Source organism: Amycolatopsis mediterranei (genome assembly GCF_026017845.1).
GTDB classification, from domain to species: Bacteria; Actinomycetota; Actinomycetes; order Mycobacteriales; family Pseudonocardiaceae; genus Amycolatopsis; species Amycolatopsis mediterranei.
Map to the genome: position 1 here is coordinate 4658894 of NZ_CP100416.1, position 16742 is coordinate 4675635.

Consider the following 16742-nt stretch of genomic DNA (forward strand, 5'->3'; position numbering starts at 1 on the left):
GGGGAATTTCACCGAAGGAGACCACGGATGGCGGAAAGTTCGTCGGACCTGCGCCGCAGGCGCTGGTGGCGGTCGACGACCACTCGAGTACTGGCGGGCGTGGCGACCTTGGCCGCGACCGCAACCGTGCTGGTGACGGCGCCCGGCGCGGACGCCGCGGCGAGCACGCTGGGCGCCGCGGCCGCACAGTCCGGCCGGTACTTCGGCACGGCGATCGCCGCCGGTCGGCTGAGCAATTCGGCCTACACCACGATCGCGGCGCGCGAGTTCAACATGGTGACGCCCGAAAACGAAATGAAGCCGGACGCGACCGAGCCGAACCAGAACCAGTTCAACTTCTCGGCGGGCGACCAGGTCTACAACTGGGCGATCAGCCACGGTTCCCGGGTCCGGGGGCACACCCTCGCCTGGCACGGGCAGCAACCCGGCTGGATGCAGAGCATGGGCGGCAGTGCGCTGCGCAGCGCGATGATCAACCACATCCAGAAGGTGATGGCCCACTACCAGGGCAAGCTCGCCTACTGGGACGTGGTCAACGAGGCCTACAACGAAGACGGCAGCCGTCGTCAGTCCAACCTGCAGGGCACCGGCAACGACTGGATCGAGGTCGCCTTCCGGACCGCCCGCGCGGCCGACCCGTCGACCAAGCTGTGCTACAACGACTACAACATCGACAACTGGAACTACGCCAAGACCCAAGGCGTCTACCGCATGGTCCAGGACTTCAAGTCCCGCGGCGTGCCGATCGACTGCGTCGGGCTGCAGGCCCACTTCACCGGCGGCAGCTCGGTCCCGAGCAGCCTGCAGACCACGATCTCCAGCTTCGCGGCGCTCGGCGTCGACGTGGCGCTGACCGAGGTCGACGTCACGAACGCGAACACTTCGCAGTACTCGGCGCTGACCCAGGCGTGCATGAACGTCGCCCGCTGCGTCGGCATCACCGTGTGGGGTGTGCGGGACAGCGACTCCTGGCGGTCCAGCGAGAGCCCGCTGCTGTTCGACGGCAACGGCAACAAGAAGGCCGCCTACAACTCGGTGCTGAACGCCCTCAACGCCGCCGGCCCCGGCCCGACCACGACACCGACGACACCCACGACCACCCCGACGGACACCACGACCCCGACGACCACGCCCACGACACCGGGCGGGGGCAGTTGCACGGCAACGCTTTCGGCCGGGCAGTCCTGGGGTGACCGGTACAACCTGAACGTCTCGGTCAGCGGCTCCTCCTCGTGGACGGTCACGATGAACGTGCCCAGCCCCGAGCGGATCAGCACCACCTGGAACATCAACGCCACCTGGCCCAGCAGCCAGGTGCTCATCGCGACACCCAACGGCAGCGGCAACAACTGGGGTGTCACCATCATGACCAACGGGAACTGGACCTGGCCCGGCGTCAGCTGCAGCGCCTCCTGACCGGCGCGAGTGACTCGTCCGCGAAGCTTCGCGGGCGAGTCACTCGCGGCGCAGGTGGTCGTGGGCCAGCAAGGCCAGCCGGCAGCACAGCTGGTGGCGGTCGTCTTCCAGGGACGCCCCGGTCAGCTGCTCGAGTTTGCGCAGCCGGTTGAGCACCGTGTTGCGGTGGCAGTACAGCAGTTCGCCCGCGCGGGTGGGGGAGCGGTCCGCGCCGAACCAGGCCCGCAGGGTGTCCAGCAGGACCTGGCGCTCCTCGTCTTCGAGGTCCAGGACGCGGCCCAGGGTCCGGGCCGCCAGCCGGTGGGCCAGCCGCGGGCTGGCGACGACCAGTGCCTCGGGCAGCCGGTCGTCGAGCACGGCGAGGCCCGGCACGTCCGGGGCCTGCGTGTGCAGCGCGATTTCCGCCAGCTGGTAGGCGATGCCGATCTCGGCCAGGCCGTCGACCTCGCCGGACAGGGCCGCCCGGTGGCGCAGGTGAGGGGCCAGGAGGCCGGCCAGCCGGTCGGCGGTGTGCCCGCCCAGCTCCACCAGCCACACCACCCGGTCCCGGTAGGGCGCCACGACCACGCGCACCCCGAGCGCCGCCAGCTCGGGCACGGGCCCCATCTCCTCGGCCGTCAGATCGCAGACCACCAGGACCACGACGTACCGGCCGTGCCCGGGCAGGCCGAGGTCGGCCTCGGCGTCCGCGGCCACGGCCGGGTCGACGCCCCGGCCCTCGACGAGCACCCGGACCAGCCGCTCCCGGCGCCGGTTCACCCGGGTCTGCAGCTGGATCTCGCGCGAGCGGTACCCCTCGACCATCGCCGTCGAGACGCGGTCGGTCGCCTGCCACAGCACCATCACGCTGTCGACGAACTCGGCCAGCTCGTCCGGTGACCGGCGGCGGGCCGCGGCCAGCAGCATCTCCCACAGCAGCTCGGTGCCCAGCCGGAACAGGTGCAGCACCGCCTCCAGGGGCACGCCCTGTTCGGCGCGGCGGCGGCCGGTGGCCAGCGGGGCCGCGATCCAGTCGGCCCGCGTTTCGAACCCGTCGGTCATCAGGACCAGCGCGCTGCGGGCGTTGTCCATGAACGACTGCCGCATGTCCGCGGGCGCCACCCAGTCCCCGCGCGCGTAGAACGTCTTCTCCTCGACCACACCCCGCTCGGTCAGCCGGTCGGCGAACGACGGCAGCTCGGTGAGCACGACGGCGGCCACCTCGCGGATGACCCTCCTGGACGCGTGCGGGTGCCCCGGCATCCGCCGACCATAGCCCGGCGGGTGGGCCGGTGCCGCGAACCGGTTGTGCACGGCGCACAGCCGGGCCGGAATCCGGGCCACCCGTCAGCTGTCGGTCAGCGCCCGTTGCCAGCCTGCTCGAGGTGGCCATCCGGCCCGGTACCCCCGCCCCGAACACCCGTGAGAGGTAACTCGTGAGCCCTTCGGACGACGTCGAGCGCACCCTGGTCCAGCTGATCGCGAAGGTGTCCGGCACCGACCCGGTGGCGCTGTCCGCCGGCCGCCCGCTGACCGGGCTGTCGCTGCGCGACGAACTGGACATCGACTCGCTGGCCATGGTCGAGCTGACCGACGAGATCGAGAACAACTACGGCCTGACGATCCCCGAGGACGGCCTGCACCGGCTGCAGACCTTCGGCGACGTCGCCGACTACCTGCGCGCCGCGGCGTGAACAGCTCGCCGCGCACCGGCGTCGAGGTGGTGGTCACCGGCGTCGGCGCGACCACACCGCTGGGCGGCGACGTGGCCACCACCTGGCGGGGGCTGCTCGACGGACGGCCCGGGGTGTCCACCTTGGACACCGAGTGGACGCGCGAGTACCGGTTCCCGGTGCGCATCGCCGCGCGGCTCGCCGTCGAACCCGACGGGGAACTGGACTACGTCGAGCTCAAGCGCATGGACCGGGCCGAACAGCTGGCCGTGGTCGCGTCCCGGCAGGCGTGCCGGGACGCGGACCTGGCCGAGGACACGGTGGATCCCGTGCGCTGCGGCGTGGTGATCGGCACCGGGATCGGCGGCGCGACGACGCTGGTCACCCAGCACGACGCGCTGCGGGAGCGGGGGCTGCGGGCGGTGTCGCCGCAGCTGATCCCGATGGTCATGCCCAACGGCCCGGCCGCGCTGGTCGGCCTCGCGCTGCGGGCGCGGGCCGGGGTGCACGCCCCGATGTCGGCGTGCGCGTCCGGGGCCGAGGCGATCGCCTGGGCGTGGCGGATGATCGTGGCGGGGGAGGCCGACGTCGTGGTCGCGGGCGGCACGGACGCCTGCATCACGCCCGCCATCATGGCGGGGTTCACCCGGGCGCGGTCGATGAGCACCCGCAACGCCAGTCCCGAGACGGCATCCCGCCCGTTCGACGCGGGCCGGGACGGTTTCGTGCTGGGGGAGGGGGCGGGCATCCTGGTGCTGGAGCGCGCGGACTTCGCCGCGGCGCGCGGCGCGAAGGCGTACGGCAGGCTCGCCGGCGTGGGTATGAGCAACGACGCCCACCACATCACCGCGCCGGACCCCGACGGCGCCGGGCAGGGCACCGCCATCACCACGGCGCTGCGCCGCGCGGGACTCGCGGCCGCCGACATCGGCCACGTGAACGCGCACGCGACGTCGACGCCGCTGGGGGATCTCACCGAGAGCGCCACGATCCGGCGCGTGCTCGGCGACGGGCCGGTGGTCACCGCGCCGAAGGGGGCGCTGGGGCACCTGCTCGGCGGCTCCGGCGCGGTCGAAGCCATCGCGACCGTGCTGTCGGTCCGGGACGGCCTGGTCCCGCCCACGGCCAACCTCGACACGCTCGACGACCGCATCGGCCTCGACGTCGTGGCCGGCGAGCCCCGCCGCGTCACGCTCACCGCGGCGATCAGCAACTCGTTCGGCTTCGGCGGGCACAACGTGACGCTGGCGTTCGCCGGTGTCTAGAAAGGACGGTGTCATGCACGTGGCGATCGGCGGGGTGTCCGCCTACCTGCCCCCGGCTCTGGTCACCGACCGCGAGATCGAGGCCCGCATCGACCGCGAGAGCCCGGGCTTCACGCCCCGGCCGGGGGCGATCCGCAAGCTCAGCGGGATCAAGACCCGGCACCGCGCCGCTACCGGGGAGCTCGCCTCCGACCTCGCCGTGGCCGCGGCCGCGAAACTGCTGTCCGGCGCGGGCTTGGGTGCGCACGACGTGGACCTGCTCGTGTTCGCGTCCGCCTCCCAGGACCTCATCGAACCGGCCACAGCGCACGTCGTGGCCGCGAAGCTCGGCGCGTCCTGCCCGGTGTTCGACGTCAAGAACGCCTGCAACAGCTTCCTCAACGGGATGCAGGTCGCCGAAGCGCTCATCCGCTCCGGGCAGTACCGCCGCGTCCTGGTGTGCACCGGCGAGACCGGCTCCCGGGTGGTCCGGTGGTCGGTCGCCGACCGCGAGCAGTTCGTGGACTCCCTCGCCGGGTACACCCTGTCCGACGCCGGTGCGGCGATGCTGCTGGAAGCCTCGGCCGCACCGGGCCTGTTCCACCGGGACTTCTCGGCCGATTCGTCCTGCTGGGACGTCGCCTCGATTCCGGGGCACGGCGGCGCGAACTCCCGTGACCCGGTCACCGACGGCTACCTGACGGGCGACGGCCGCACCCTGATGGAGTCCGTCGTGCGCGGCATCCGGCCGCAGCTGGACGCGGCACTGGCCCGCACCGGCCTGAGCCGGGACGACTTCGCGCTGTTCTGCGTGCACCAGGTCGGTGTGCCGCACCTGCGGGCGTTCCTGGACTGCAGCGGGGTGCCCGAAGACAAGCTCGTCGTGACGATCGCCGAGCACGGCAACGTCGCTTCGTGCAGCCTGCCGCTGCAGCTGAGCCTGGCGCTGGAGTCGGGCCGGTGCGGGCCGGGCGACAAGGTCGCGTTCATCGGGCTGGCCGGGGGCGTCAGCGTCGGCACGGTGTTCGCGGAGCTGCCGTCATGACCGGGCGGCTGTGGGTGATCATCCCCGCGTACAACGAGGAAAAGTGGATCGAGGGACCGCTGCGGTCGCTCGCCGCCCAGCGTTTCCGTGACTTCACCGTGCTGGTGGTGGACAACGCGAGCACGGACGCCACGGCCGACGTCGTCCGCGCCTTCGCCGCCGCGCACCCCGAGATGGACGTGCGGGTGATCGGCGAGCGGCAGAAGGGCACCGGCGCGGCCTGTGACACCGGGATGCGCCAGGCCATCGAAAACGGGGCCACCCACCTGGCCCGGACCGACGCCGACTGCCTCGTCGCTCCACAGTGGACCGAAGCGGTCATGCGGGGCTTCGCGTCCGGGCTGGAGCTGATCGGGGGCCGGTTCAAGGCACGCACCGACGACTTCGCCGTGCCACGGACCGAGCGGGCCGTGCTGGCGTTCCTGGTCGGGTTCGGCGGGTACGCCGCGCGGTTCCGCCGCGCCAACCGCGGGCCGGAGTACCTCGGGCCGTACCTGTTGTGCGCGGGCGGGAACACGGCCATCACCGCAAGCCTGTACGAGCGGTGCGGCGGCTATCCGCGGTCCTGCATCGAAGAGGACCACGAGGACCGGACGCTGGTGAACCGCGTCCGGTGCGTCACCCGGGCCTACGGGCGGCGGCGGGACATGGTCGTCTACTGGTCGCAGCGGCGGACCAAGGCGTGGGGCATCCGCAACACCTTCGCCTGGTACACCAGCCACGGCTACCGCGGCGAAACGGTGGACGTCCGATGAAGGCGGCCGCGCACGAGCTGCGGCTCCAACTGGCGGCGCACCCGCTCGCGTACCCGGTGGTCCGCGTCCTCGGCCGGCTCGGCCCCGCGGTGCGGGTGCCCGGGCTCGGGGTCGTCGTGAACGAGGCGGCGGCCGCCCGGGAAGTGCTGACCGACACCGAGACCTTCCGCAGCGGCGGCGGCACCGAAGCGGACCTGTGGACCCCGGTCTTCGGCCCGTCGATGCTGGTCAACATGGACGGCCCGGAGCACCGGGCCATGCGGCGCAAGCTCGCCGAGTTCTTCACGCCGGCCTACGTCCGCCAGCTGGTCGACGCGGCGTGCACGGAACCGCTGGCCCGGACGGCCGAGGCCCTGCGCGCCGGCCGTCCGGTGGATGTCGTGCGGACGACGAAGATCGTCGCCGGGGCGGTGACCAGTGCACTGGTCGGGTTCACCGTGACCGGGTCCACGGCGGAGCGGGAGGCGGCGTACCTGCGGATGACCGGCCAGGCCACCGCGATCATCGGCCTGGTCAAGCTGGGCAAGCTCAGCCTGAGCGACCGGCAGATCGCCCGGGCCCGTGCGATCGTCGCGGAGATCGGCGCGACCACATCGCTCGCGTGGGAAAAGGGCGACGAAACCACCGCGGTCGGGCGGATGCGCAGTTTCGGGCTCACCGAAGACGAGGCCCGGGGGCTCGCCTCGGCGTTCCTGATCGCGGGCACCGAGACGATCACCAGCCTGCTGCCCCGGATGGTCGCGGTGCTCCACGACCACGGTGCGCTGGCCGGGGTCGCCGCCGCGTACCGCGATGGCGACACCCGGCCGATGGAGGCCGCGATCCACGAAACGGCCCGCCTGATCACCCCGGCGCCGATCATCCTGCGCAACGCCGTCCGGTCGGGGCGGATCGGCGGGGTCGCCGTGCGCGCGGGGGACCGGGTCGTTTTGTCGACTCTCAACTGCGCCCGGGCGCACGGCCGGTTCGACCTCGCCCGCCCGCACCCGCCGGAGCTGCGGCGGCTGTGGTTCGGGGCGGGGCCGCACTTCTGCCTCGGCTACCCGCTGGCCATGGCCGAGATCCACGCCATCCTCGGCACCCTGGCCGGCCCCGCGGCGCTGCGGATCACCGCACGCCGCGCGGCACCCGGGGTGCTCTTCCCCGCCTACCGGCGCCTGGAGGTCAGCCGCGCATGAACGATTTCGTGACCCGATTCCTGAGCACCGCCGGGCAGCGGCCCGGCGACGTCGCCGTCATCGATCCGGACGGCCGCACGACGACCTTCGGCGAACTGCGCCGCCTCGCCCTCGAGGTCGGCGCCGGGCTGCGGGCCGAGGGCCTCGAGCCCGGCGACGGCGTGCTGTTCGCCGTCCGGAACTCGGCCACCGCGCTCGGCCTGTTCCTGGGGGCGCTGCAGGCCGGTGCGGTGCTCGTGTCGGCGGACACGGCGGTCGGCCCGGCCCTGGTGTCGGCGCGGCTGCGGGCCTGCCGCCCGCGCTGGCTGATCGCGGAGTCGCTGTTCTACACGACCAGCGTGATCGGCCCGGCCCGCACGTTCTGCCGTCGCCGCGGCTGGCCGGTGCCGGACCTGCGGCAGCCGATCGGCGACCCCGGGATCCGGCACGTCCACATCGGACGCCGGTTGCCCGGGGTGCCGCGCGCGGCCCTGGCCCTCAAGGACCTTCTCGGCCGCGCGCCGGGCACGGCCCCGGAACGGGACCCGGACGCACCCGCGCTGATCGTGTTCACCTCGGGCACCACGGAGCAGCCGAAGGGCGTCGTGCACTCGCTGCGGTCGCTCACCGCGGCGGTGATGATGCTGGGCGAGCACCTGCCGTTCGCGCCCGGGGACGTGATGCACGCCGACGGCATCATGGCCGGCCTGCCCGCGCTGCTGGGCGGCGCCCGGCTCTCCCTGCCGAAGCCGTCCGCGCCGCCGGGGCGTTTCGCGCGCGACCTCGTGGACCGGCGGGTGACCCACGCCTACGGGGTACCGGTGCACCTGGCCGAGGTGTTCGGCGTGTTCCCGCACTGGCCGGAGCACGTCCGCCACCTGGTGATGGGGTCCGCGCCCGCGGCACCAGCGGTGCTGCGGCAGGCGATGGCCGCGGTTCCCGCCGGGCAGGTGCTCTCGATCTACGCGATGACCGAAGCGATCCCGCTCGCGGTCGCCCGTGCCGAGGACAAGCTGGCGCACATCGAGCGGGGGCTCCCGGGCGATCTGCTCGGGACGCCGTCGCCCGGGGTGAGCGTCCGGATCGCCGGTGACGGCGAACTGCTGGTGTCGGCCCCCAACGCCTGTCTCGGCTACCTCGGTGCGCCGCCGCTGACCGAGCTGGCCACCGGCGACCTGGCCCGGCTGGACGGGGCGGGCCGGATCGTCATGACGGGCCGCAAGAAGGACATGCTGATCCGGGGCTCGTACAACATCTACCCGGGGCTGTACGAGCCGTCGATCGCGCTGCTGGCGGGGGTCCGGGAAGCGGCGATGGTCGGGACGCCCGATCCGCTGACCGGGGACGAGAGCGTGGTGCTGGCGGTCGTGGCCGACGGCGCCGACACCGACCCGGCCCGCCTCGTCCGGCGGCTCCGCAGGCAGCTGCCCGAGCTGATCGACGCCGAAGCCGTGCCCGACCGCATCGTCGTCCTGCCGGAGCTGCCGCGCTCGGGCCGGTCCCGCAAGCTCGACCGGAGCCGCCTGCGCGAGCTGATGACCGCGAGCCGGCCGTGAGGCTCGCGGTGACCGGCGCGACCGGGTTCGTCGGCGGCGCGGTCTGCCGGGCCGCCGCGGCCGCGGGCTGGCAGGTGAGCGCCTTCGGCAGGCGCGCCGCGGCGGACGCCCGGCACGTCGGCGGGGCCGCGTACCGGTCGTGGGACGTCGGGGCGGCCAAGCTCGCCGATCCGCCCGAGGTCGACGCGGTGGTGCACTGCGCGGCGTCGGCGACCGACACCGGCGTGGCCCGCGAGGTGTGGCGGACCAACCTGCTCGGCACCCACCACGTGCTGGCGTCGTTCCCGGACTGCCGTTTCGTCCACGTCAGCAGCGCCAGCGTGTACGACCCGTACCGGCCGACGGTGCGGGCGAAGGAACACGAAGCTCCGGTGGACCGGTACCTCAACGCCTACGCGGCCGCCAAGGCCGCGGCCGAACAGCTCGTGCTGGCCATCGCCCGCGACGCGGTCGTCCTGCGGCCCCACGCCGTCTACGGCCCGGGGGACACGACCCTGCTGCCGAGGCTGCTGCAGAACGTGCGGGGCACCCGGCTGCTGGTTCCCGGCACCGGCCGGGTGCTGGTCAGCATGACCGATGTGGACAGCCTGGCCCGCGCTTGCCTGCTCGCCGCGACGGCCGAACCGGGGTGGCCGAACGTGTTCAACATCGCCGACAGCGCCCCGGTGACGATCGACTGGGCCCTGCGCGGGCTGCTGGCCTCGGCGGGCGTGCCGGTGCGCCCGGCGTACGTACCGGCCCCCTTGCTGACCCCGCTCGCCCTGGTGTTCCCGGCCGGCCGCCTGAACCGGTACGTCATCAGCCAGTTCGCGGTGGAGCGCACCTTGGACATCACCGCGGCGATCGACCGCCTCGGCTACGAGCCGGCCCCGACGGCGTTCCCGCCGCGGTGAGGCGCGCCGGGCGGGCACGCGGGCCTGGCTGTGGTGCCCGGGGAGGTCGCGATCGTGGCGACACGTGCCGGCCGCACACCAGCCGCAACCAGCTTCCCGGCAGGACCGAACGGCGGATCATCAAGGTCCGGGTGATCCGCAGGTAGGGACCCGCGCGGATCGCCTACCTGCTCCGGCTCAATCCCTGCACGGTCCACCGGCCGGCCAGTCCGCCGCTACGAACACGACGCACCCGGCGACCTGGTGCACGTGGACATCAAGAAACTGCGCAACAGACCAACCAGCCGCGTCCCCGACCTCACAGGGGCACTACACCCAGGCCTGCCGCCGCGAACTCGCCGGCATCACGGGCGCCGAGCCGGGAACGTGGACCGCCGAGCGGTCCCGGTGGAGGGCGCGACCCCCAACGACGCGCCCGCCACCGGGTCGCCCCGGCAGTTCCCCTCGGTCACCGTGCCCCTAGGGTTCCCGACGCCGTCCTCGTTTCGTCCTCGCGCCGGCATTCGCCGCTCCACCTGCGCGTTTCGAAGCCGGGCCTGCCTTGACGACCAGGGGGTTGCGATGAGGTTCCGGATTCTCGGGACGCTGGAAGTGACGGCGTACGGGAGCCGGGTCACCCTGGCGAGCCCGCGCCAGCAGCGCGCGCTCGCCGTGCTGCTGCTCAACGCGGGCGCGGTCGTCCCGGTGGAGCGCATGATCGACGCGCTCTGGGACGACGAGCCGCCGGCGACGGCCGTGAAGCAGGTGCGCAACTGCGTTTCCGCGTTGCGGGGCCGGCTCGGCGAGCTCGGCGGCGCGATCGTCACCGACGGTCCCGGGTACCGCCTGCAGATCGACGCCGACGATCTCGACTCCCTCCGCTTCCGCCGGCACGTCGCCGTGGCCCGGGGATTGGCCGGGCAGGCCAAACTCGTCGACGCCGTCGAGGAAATCCGCACCGCGCTCGCCCTGTGGCGCGGTCCCGCGCTCGACGGCCTGCGGACGACCACGCTCGCCGGCCGGGCCGCGCTGCTCGACGAACAACGCGCCGACGCCGTCGAACTCTGCGCCGAATGGCGGCTGCGGCTCGGCGAAACGGGGGAAGTCGTCCGCGACCTGACGGAGTTCTGCGGCGAGCACCCGATGCGCGAGCTGTCCCACCTGCTCCTCATGCGCGCCCTCGCGAAGGAAGGCCGCTACTCCGAAGCGTCGACGCTGTTCCACGGCCTGCGCCGGCGGCTGGCCGACGAACTCGGCGTCGACCCGAACCCCGATCTGCGGCGGCTCCACGAGCAGATCCTCGCCGAGGCCGCGCCCGGCGCCGAGGACGCCGAGCCGGAATCCCCGGCGCAGCACCGGTTCGACCGGGCGATCACGGAGCTGGCCGAAGCCGTCACGTGGCAGTGGCGCGCCGAAGCCGAGCTGCGCTCACTGCACCGGCCGCAGCCGATCAGGCTGCGCTGGTCGGCGGTCGCGCGCACCGGGAGACCCGCGCTGCGCGGCGACCTCGACGACGTCGCGGCGACGTTCACCGCGTTGCCCGTGCGGCAGCTGGTCGTGCTCGGCGCTCCCGGCTCGGGCAAATCGGTGCTCGCCCTGATGCTGACGCTGGAGCTGCTGCGCACCCGCACCCCGGACGCCCCCGTCCCGGTCCTGTTGTCGCTGGCGTCGTGGGATCCGCGGCGGGAGCACCTCGACCGGTGGCTGGCGGCCCGGCTCGCCGACGACCACCCGGCGCTGCTCAACGCCCGCGAGTACGGGACCGACGCCCCGACCCGGCTCGTCCTCGGCGGCCACGTCGTCCCGGTCCTCGACGGCCTCGACGAGATGCCGGCCGACCTGCGGATCGCCGCGCTGGACGCCCTGGACCAGACCATGGGCGCAGGACGTTCGCTGGTGCTCACCTGCCGCTCCGCCGAGTACGAGCAGGCGACGCGCGAGTCCGGCACGGTGCTCGGCGCCGCCACGGTGGTGCGGCTCGAACCGGTCGTCCGGCAGGAGGCGATCACCTACCTGGCCGCGCGGCAGGGCGAAGACCGCTGGCGTCCCGTCGCCGACCGGCTGCGCCGCGATCCGGACGCCGCACTGGCCCGGGTGCTGCGGACGCCGTTGATGGTCGACCTCGCGCGGATCGGCTACGGCCGTCCGCCGGCCGATCCCGCGGACCTGCTCGCCGCCGAAGACGCCGCGGCCCTCGAAGGGCAGCTGCTCGACTCCTTCGTCCCCAACGCCTACGCGCAGGTGCCGCAGCCGCCGGGGCGGAACCCGAAGACGAGCCCGTCCGGGCGCTATACCGCCGAGCAGGCCACCCGCTGGCTCGGTTTCCTGGCCCGGCACCTCGAACGCGCGCGCAGCCGCGACCTGGCCTGGTGGCAGCTGTACCGCACGGTGCCCGCCGGAACCCGGTCGGGGCTGGCCGGCGCGTTGATCGCGTTCTTCTTCGTCATCACGGGCTGGGTCGACGACGGACCGGTGCTGGCGGCGATCTACGGCGTATCGTTCGGCGGCGCCGCCGCCCTGACGCACCGCTTCGGCCGTCCGCCGGAGCCGCTGCGCACGGAGCTGCGGTTCGCCGGCGCGGCCCGGAAGTTCGCCGGCCGCTTCGCGATCGGTGCCGCGGTGGGCGTTCTGCTCGGCCTGGGCTGGTCACTGGCGACGGGCCTGGTCGTCTTCCTGGCGCTGGTGTTCGGCCTGGTGTTCGCGGTGCACGTGTGGCTGGCGAAACCGGTCGACGCGAGCCGCGTGTCGAGCCCGCGGACGATCCTGCGCAACGAACGGACCGGCGCGATCGCGCTGTCGGTGTCGTTCCTGGTGTCCTTGGGGCTGTTCGACGGGATGGCGTTCGCGTTCACGGCGCAGACGCACTTCCTGCCGGTGCTGGGCGGCCGCTTCGACCTGGCGCTGGCCGTCGCGGGCGGGGTGGCGGGCGCGTCGTTCGGCTTCTTCATGGGCCGCGCAGTGGCGGCGGCGTGTTACGGCGTGGCGGGCGCGCTGGCGGGCGGCCAGGTGTTCCCGGCGGCCACGAACCCGGTGGCCCCGATCGTGGTCGGCGTGTGTTTCGGCGCAGGCATCGGCTTGGCGGTCCTGGTGACCCGCGCGTGGGGCAACTACTTCGTCAACCACCTGTGGCTGGCGGCCACGGGCCGCTTGCCGTGGCGCCTGATGCACTTCCTCGACGACGCCCACCGGCGAGGAGTGCTGAGACAGGCCGGTGGCGTGTACCAGTTCCGCCACGCGCGGGTGCAGGAGCGGCTGGCCGCCACCGGCGACGACCCGCGCACGGCGGCATGATCGTGGTGCACCGCCTGGCCGGGTGGCCGTCGTTCACCCGGTGGCGACGGCGAGGTCCTCCGGCGGCGCCCAAAGCGGCACCCCGGCCGCCCGCTCGGGGTGCAGCCAGTGCAGCCGCGCCGCGAGTTCCCCGGCCAGTTCCAGGAACGCGCGGACGGCCTCCGACCGCCCGCCCGCCCGCCACGCCAGCGACCACGGGTACACCGGCTGCAGCTCCTGCGGCCGGTACGTCGGGATCCCGAGATCTTCGTACCGCCGGGCGTAGCTTTCGAACTCCAGCAGGTAAGCGCTGTCCGGCGCCCGAGTCAGCGCGGCGTGGCACGTGTCGAACGTGCCCGGGTTGCCCAGCCAGCGCAGGCCGAGGCCCGTGTGCTGCTCCAGCGAGCTCAAGTACCGGCCGTGCACGTTGTACAGCGCCGTGCCGGGGGCGTCCGCGAAGACCTCGATCGGACGCTCGTGCACCGACACCGCCGGGCGGCGGGGGTCGCCGGGCCGCCCGACCAGGCGGAACGGCTCCAGCCGCAGCAGCTGGTGCTGCCAGCCCGCCGGGTGGGCCGCCTTCATCGCCCGGGTGACGCGGATGATCGCCACGTCGAGCTGGTCCTCGAGCAGTGCCGTGAGCTGGCGGGCGCTGTCCAGCTGGCTCTGGACGAGCCGGACGCCGGGATGGTCGGTGTGGAACGCGTCCGCGATCACCCGGCCCGTGTCCAGCTCGAAGATGTGGGCGATCCGCAGGTGGTGCGGGGCGGGTTCGCGCAGCATCTGGTCCGCGGTGGCCAGCAGCTGCCGGGCCAGGTGCAGGAACCGGTCGCCGCGCGGGGTCAGGGCCACGTGGCGGCTGTCGCGGACCAGCAGGGCGCCGCCGACGTCGGTTTCGAGCTTGCGGATCTGCTTGGACAGCGTCGGCTGGCTGATGAAGAGCTTGGCCGCCGCCCGGCCGAAGTGCAGTTCGTCGGCGACGGTGACGAAATACCGCACCAACCTGAGGTCGAGGTCCATGCGGGCCTTCCGCGCGAAGGGTCGGGAGCGCCAACGATGCCACCACGGCTATCGATCCGGGCACAACGGGTCTTGGACGGCGGGCCGCCCGTCGGGTTGGCTTCGGGGACCACCCGGACGAACTGGAGGATCCGATGGCCGAACCGGGCACCCCCGTCGTGTTCATCCACGGGCTGTGGCTGCACGCCACCTCGTGGACCCCCTGGATCGACCACTTCCGGGCGGCCGGGTACGCGCCCGTCGCGCCCGGCTGGCCGCACGAGCCCGAAACCGTCGAGCTGGCCAGGGAGAACCCCGACGCCGTCGCGGACACCAGTATCGACGACGCCACCGACCACTACGCGTCGATCATCGCCGGCCTCGAGCGGCCGCCGGTGATCATCGGGCACTCCTTCGGCGGCCTGATCACCGAAAAGCTGCTGGGGCAGGGGATCGGCCTCGCCGGCGTCGCCATCGACCCGGCCCAGATCAAGGGCGTCCTGCCGCTGCCGTTGGCCCAGCTGCGCGCGGGCCTGCCGGCCCTGGGCGACCCCGCGAACCTCCACCGGTCCGTGTCGCTGACCGAGAAGGAGTTCCGGTTCGGCTTCGGCAACGCGCTGACCGACGAGGAATCGGGGGAACTGTTCCGGCGCTGGACGATCCCGTCCCCGGCCCGGCCGCTGTTCCAGGCCGCGGCGGCGAACTTCGTGCTGCACTCCCAGGCCCAGGTCGACACCCACCGCGCGGACCGCGGCCCGCTGCTGCTGATCTCCGGGACCGCGGACCACACCGTCCCGGACGTCGTCACCCGCTCGACCTTCAAGCAGTACCGGGATTCCACCGCGGTCACCGAGCTGAAGCAGTTCGAGGGCCGCGGGCACTCGCTCACCATCGACAGCGGCTGGCGCGAGGTCGCCGACGCCGTGCTCGGCTGGCTGCGCGAGCAGGGGGTCTAGGCCCGTGGACCTCGGATTGACCGGCGCGGTCGCCGTCGTCACCGGAGCCAGCCGGGGCATCGGCCTGGCCGTCACCGAAGCCCTCGTCGCGGAAGGCGCCCACGTCGTGGCCGGCGCGCGCGAGCCGGGACCGGACCTGGATGCCCTCGTCCAGGCGGGGAAAGCGCACGCACTCGCCGTCGACCTCGGCACCGCCGACGGCCCGGGCCGGCTCGCCGAGCTGGCCCTGGCCGAGTTCGGGCGCATCGACGTCCTGGTCAACAACGTCGGCGCCGTCACCCCGCGGCCGAACGGCTTCCTGCTGGTCACCGACGACGAGTGGACGCGGTCGGTGACGCTGAACCTGCTGAGCGCGGTCCGGGCGACGCGGGCGGTGCTGCCGACGATGGTGACCGCGGGCCGGGGCAGCATCGTCACGGTCGCCTCGGTCAACGCGATCCTGCCCGACCCCGGCGTCATCGACTACAGCGCGGCGAAAGCGGCACTGGTCAACTTCACGAAGTCGGTGTCGAAGGAGTTCGGGCCCCGCGGCATCCGCGCCAACGCGATCAACCCGGGCCCGGTCGCGACGGACCTGTGGCTCGGCGCCGGCGGGGTGGCCGAAACCCTCGCCGCGACCACGGGCGCGAACCCGGACTCGGTCGCCGAGGAAGCGGCCGGGCACGCCGTCACCGGCCGGTTCACCCGGCCCGCCGAAGTGGCGAACCTGGTGGCGTTCCTGGCCAGCGACCGGGTGGCGGGCAACATCACCGGCGCCACCCTCGCCATCGACGGCGGCTACGCGACGGAAACCCACTGAGTGCCGGCCCGGCTCACCCCGTGGTCCCTTCCGGAGCCGGCCCCGGAAGGGCCTTTGCCCGGGAGTAGACACGCCGGCCACGGGGTATTTCCCTGCTGAGAAGTTCAGAAGGGAATCGCCATGGGAATCATCATCGCCCTGCTCGTGGTCTGGGCCGTCCTGGTCGTGCTCGGCATCGTCGTCAAGAGCCTGTTCTGGCTGATCATCGTGGGCGCGGTGCTGTTCGTCGCGACCGGCGTGATCGGGTTCGTCAAGCGCGAAGCGCTGGGTCGCCGGCACTGAGCAGGGCGCCGGTGGGCCCGCCGGCCGGCAGGGTCGCCGCGCGGACGACGTCGAGGGCCGCTTCCGCCGGGGAGCGGTCGTCGGCGTCGTCGCCGCGTTCGGGGTGGGTGGCGACCGAGCCGGGGTCGACGGCGTTGACCAGGATGCCGGTTTCGCGCAGTTCGGCGGCGAGGGTCGCGGTGAAGGCGTTGAGGGCGTACTTGGCCAGGGAGTAGCCGGGGGAGCGGACGCCTTCGCGGAGGGCGGTTCCGGCGGCGATCTGCGCGGCGGCGCCGCTGGAGACGTTGACGATCCGGGCGGCGGGGGCGGCCCGCAGCAGCGGCAGGCAGGCCTGCACCAGCGCCCAGCTGCCGAGGACGTCGACGTCGTAGGCGGTGCGGGCCGCGGTGAGGTCGGCGTCGAGCAGGGACGTCGTGGCGAAGTCGGGCATGGTGGCGGCGTTGTTGACCAGCACGTCGAGCCGGCCGGCGAGGCCGCGGAGGAATTCCGCGCAGGCCGAGACGTCGTCCGGGGCGGTGACGTCGAGGCGCACCGCGTCGGCGGAGTGCCCTTCGCCGGCGAGCTGCCCGGCCAGCGTGCGGGTCCGGTCGAGGTGCCGGCCGGCGAGGACGACGTGGTGGCCGCGGATGGCCAGCTCGCGGGCGACGGCGAAGCCGAGACCCTCCGGCCGGCTCGCGCCGGTGACCAGCGCGATCGGAATTTCGTTCATGAGCCCTACTGTAGGGATCTCCTACAATTG

The 16742-nt window shown here is 73.3% G+C and carries 15 protein-coding genes and 1 pseudogene; 13 read left to right on the plus strand and 3 right to left on the minus strand.

What is annotated here, in order from left to right:
• The first annotated feature begins 27 nt into the window (after positions 1–27).
• A complete protein-coding gene (locus tag ISP_RS21520; protein WP_013225854.1) occupies positions 28–1416 on the plus strand; it encodes an endo-1,4-beta-xylanase in 1389 nt (462 codons plus the stop codon).
• A gap of 39 nt (positions 1417–1455) precedes the next feature.
• On the opposite strand, the gene ISP_RS21525 is transcribed toward ISP_RS21520, so the two are convergent.
• Positions 1456–2658 carry a PucR family transcriptional regulator gene (locus ISP_RS21525; protein WP_230468878.1) on the minus strand — a complete coding sequence of 401 codons (1203 nt, stop codon included), beginning with the start codon at positions 2656–2658 and terminating at the stop codon, positions 1456–1458.
• Between the two features lie 173 nt (positions 2659–2831).
• Between ISP_RS21525 and ISP_RS21530 the strand changes: the two genes are divergently transcribed.
• From ISP_RS21530 to ISP_RS21570, 9 genes and pseudogenes are all read left to right on the plus strand, one after another.
• Positions 2832–3089 (plus strand): acyl carrier protein, encoded by a 258-nt coding sequence (locus ISP_RS21530; RefSeq protein WP_013225856.1) that lies wholly within the window; start codon positions 2832–2834, stop codon positions 3087–3089.
• Positions 3086–4333 (plus strand): beta-ketoacyl-[acyl-carrier-protein] synthase family protein, encoded by a 1248-nt coding sequence (locus tag ISP_RS21535; protein ID WP_013225857.1) that lies wholly within the window; start codon positions 3086–3088, stop codon positions 4331–4333. The genes ISP_RS21530 and ISP_RS21535 overlap by 4 nt, the downstream gene beginning before the upstream one ends.
• A gap of 13 nt (positions 4334–4346) precedes the next feature.
• On the plus strand, positions 4347–5357 hold the full coding sequence (locus ISP_RS21540) for a 3-oxoacyl-ACP synthase III family protein (RefSeq protein WP_013225858.1): 1011 nt from the start codon (positions 4347–4349) through the stop codon (positions 5355–5357).
• On the plus strand, positions 5354–6112 hold the full coding sequence (locus ISP_RS21545; protein WP_013225859.1) for a glycosyltransferase family 2 protein: 759 nt from the start codon (positions 5354–5356) through the stop codon (positions 6110–6112). The genes ISP_RS21540 and ISP_RS21545 overlap by 4 nt, the downstream gene beginning before the upstream one ends.
• Positions 6109–7290, plus strand: a complete 1182-nt coding sequence (locus tag ISP_RS21550; protein ID WP_013225860.1) for a cytochrome P450 — start codon at positions 6109–6111, stop codon at positions 7288–7290. The genes ISP_RS21545 and ISP_RS21550 overlap by 4 nt, the downstream gene beginning before the upstream one ends.
• The gene (locus tag ISP_RS21555; RefSeq protein WP_013225861.1) at positions 7287–8825 is read left to right on the plus strand and encodes a class I adenylate-forming enzyme family protein; all 1539 of its coding nucleotides are present in this window, start codon (positions 7287–7289) and stop codon (positions 8823–8825) included. Before ISP_RS21550 ends, ISP_RS21555 begins: the two co-directional genes overlap by 4 nt.
• Positions 8822–9718: an NAD-dependent epimerase/dehydratase family protein gene (locus tag ISP_RS21560; protein ID WP_013225862.1), complete on the plus strand. Its 897-nt coding sequence runs from the start codon at positions 8822–8824 to the stop codon at positions 9716–9718. The genes ISP_RS21555 and ISP_RS21560 overlap by 4 nt, the downstream gene beginning before the upstream one ends.
• A pseudogene (locus ISP_RS21565) lies at positions 9703–9997 on the plus strand (IS481 family transposase); the annotation flags it as partial. The gene ISP_RS21560 and the pseudogene ISP_RS21565, both read left to right, overlap by 16 nt.
• A 282-nt stretch (positions 9998–10279) precedes the next feature.
• Complete coding sequence (locus tag ISP_RS21570; RefSeq protein WP_013225863.1) at positions 10280–12988, plus strand: BTAD domain-containing putative transcriptional regulator; 2709 nt, start codon at positions 10280–10282, stop codon at positions 12986–12988.
• Positions 12989–13021: 33 nt separating this feature from the next.
• On the opposite strand, the gene ISP_RS21575 is transcribed toward ISP_RS21570, so the two are convergent.
• Entirely contained in the window at positions 13022–13987 is a 966-nt protein-coding gene (locus tag ISP_RS21575; protein ID WP_013225864.1) for a LysR family transcriptional regulator, read from the minus strand.
• 134 nt (positions 13988–14121) lie between these two features.
• Between ISP_RS21575 and ISP_RS21580 the strand changes: the two genes are divergently transcribed.
• The 3 genes from ISP_RS21580 to ISP_RS21590 all read left to right on the plus strand — a co-directional run bounded on the left by ISP_RS21580 (position 14122) and on the right by ISP_RS21590 (position 16003).
• Entirely contained in the window at positions 14122–14922 is an 801-nt protein-coding gene (locus ISP_RS21580) for an alpha/beta hydrolase (protein ID WP_013225865.1), read from the plus strand.
• Positions 14923–14926: 4 nt separating this feature from the next.
• Positions 14927–15721, plus strand: coding sequence for an SDR family NAD(P)-dependent oxidoreductase (locus tag ISP_RS21585; protein ID WP_013225866.1), 795 nt, complete (start codon positions 14927–14929; stop codon positions 15719–15721).
• 120 nt (positions 15722–15841) lie between these two features.
• Entirely contained in the window at positions 15842–16003 is a 162-nt protein-coding gene (locus ISP_RS21590; RefSeq protein WP_013225867.1) for a hypothetical protein, read from the plus strand.
• On the opposite strand, the gene ISP_RS21595 is transcribed toward ISP_RS21590, so the two are convergent.
• Positions 15972–16712 carry an SDR family NAD(P)-dependent oxidoreductase gene (locus ISP_RS21595; RefSeq protein WP_013225868.1) on the minus strand — a complete coding sequence of 247 codons (741 nt, stop codon included), beginning with the start codon at positions 16710–16712 and terminating at the stop codon, positions 15972–15974. The genes ISP_RS21590 and ISP_RS21595 overlap by 32 nt on opposite strands.
• Positions 16713–16742: the final 30 nt, after the last annotated feature.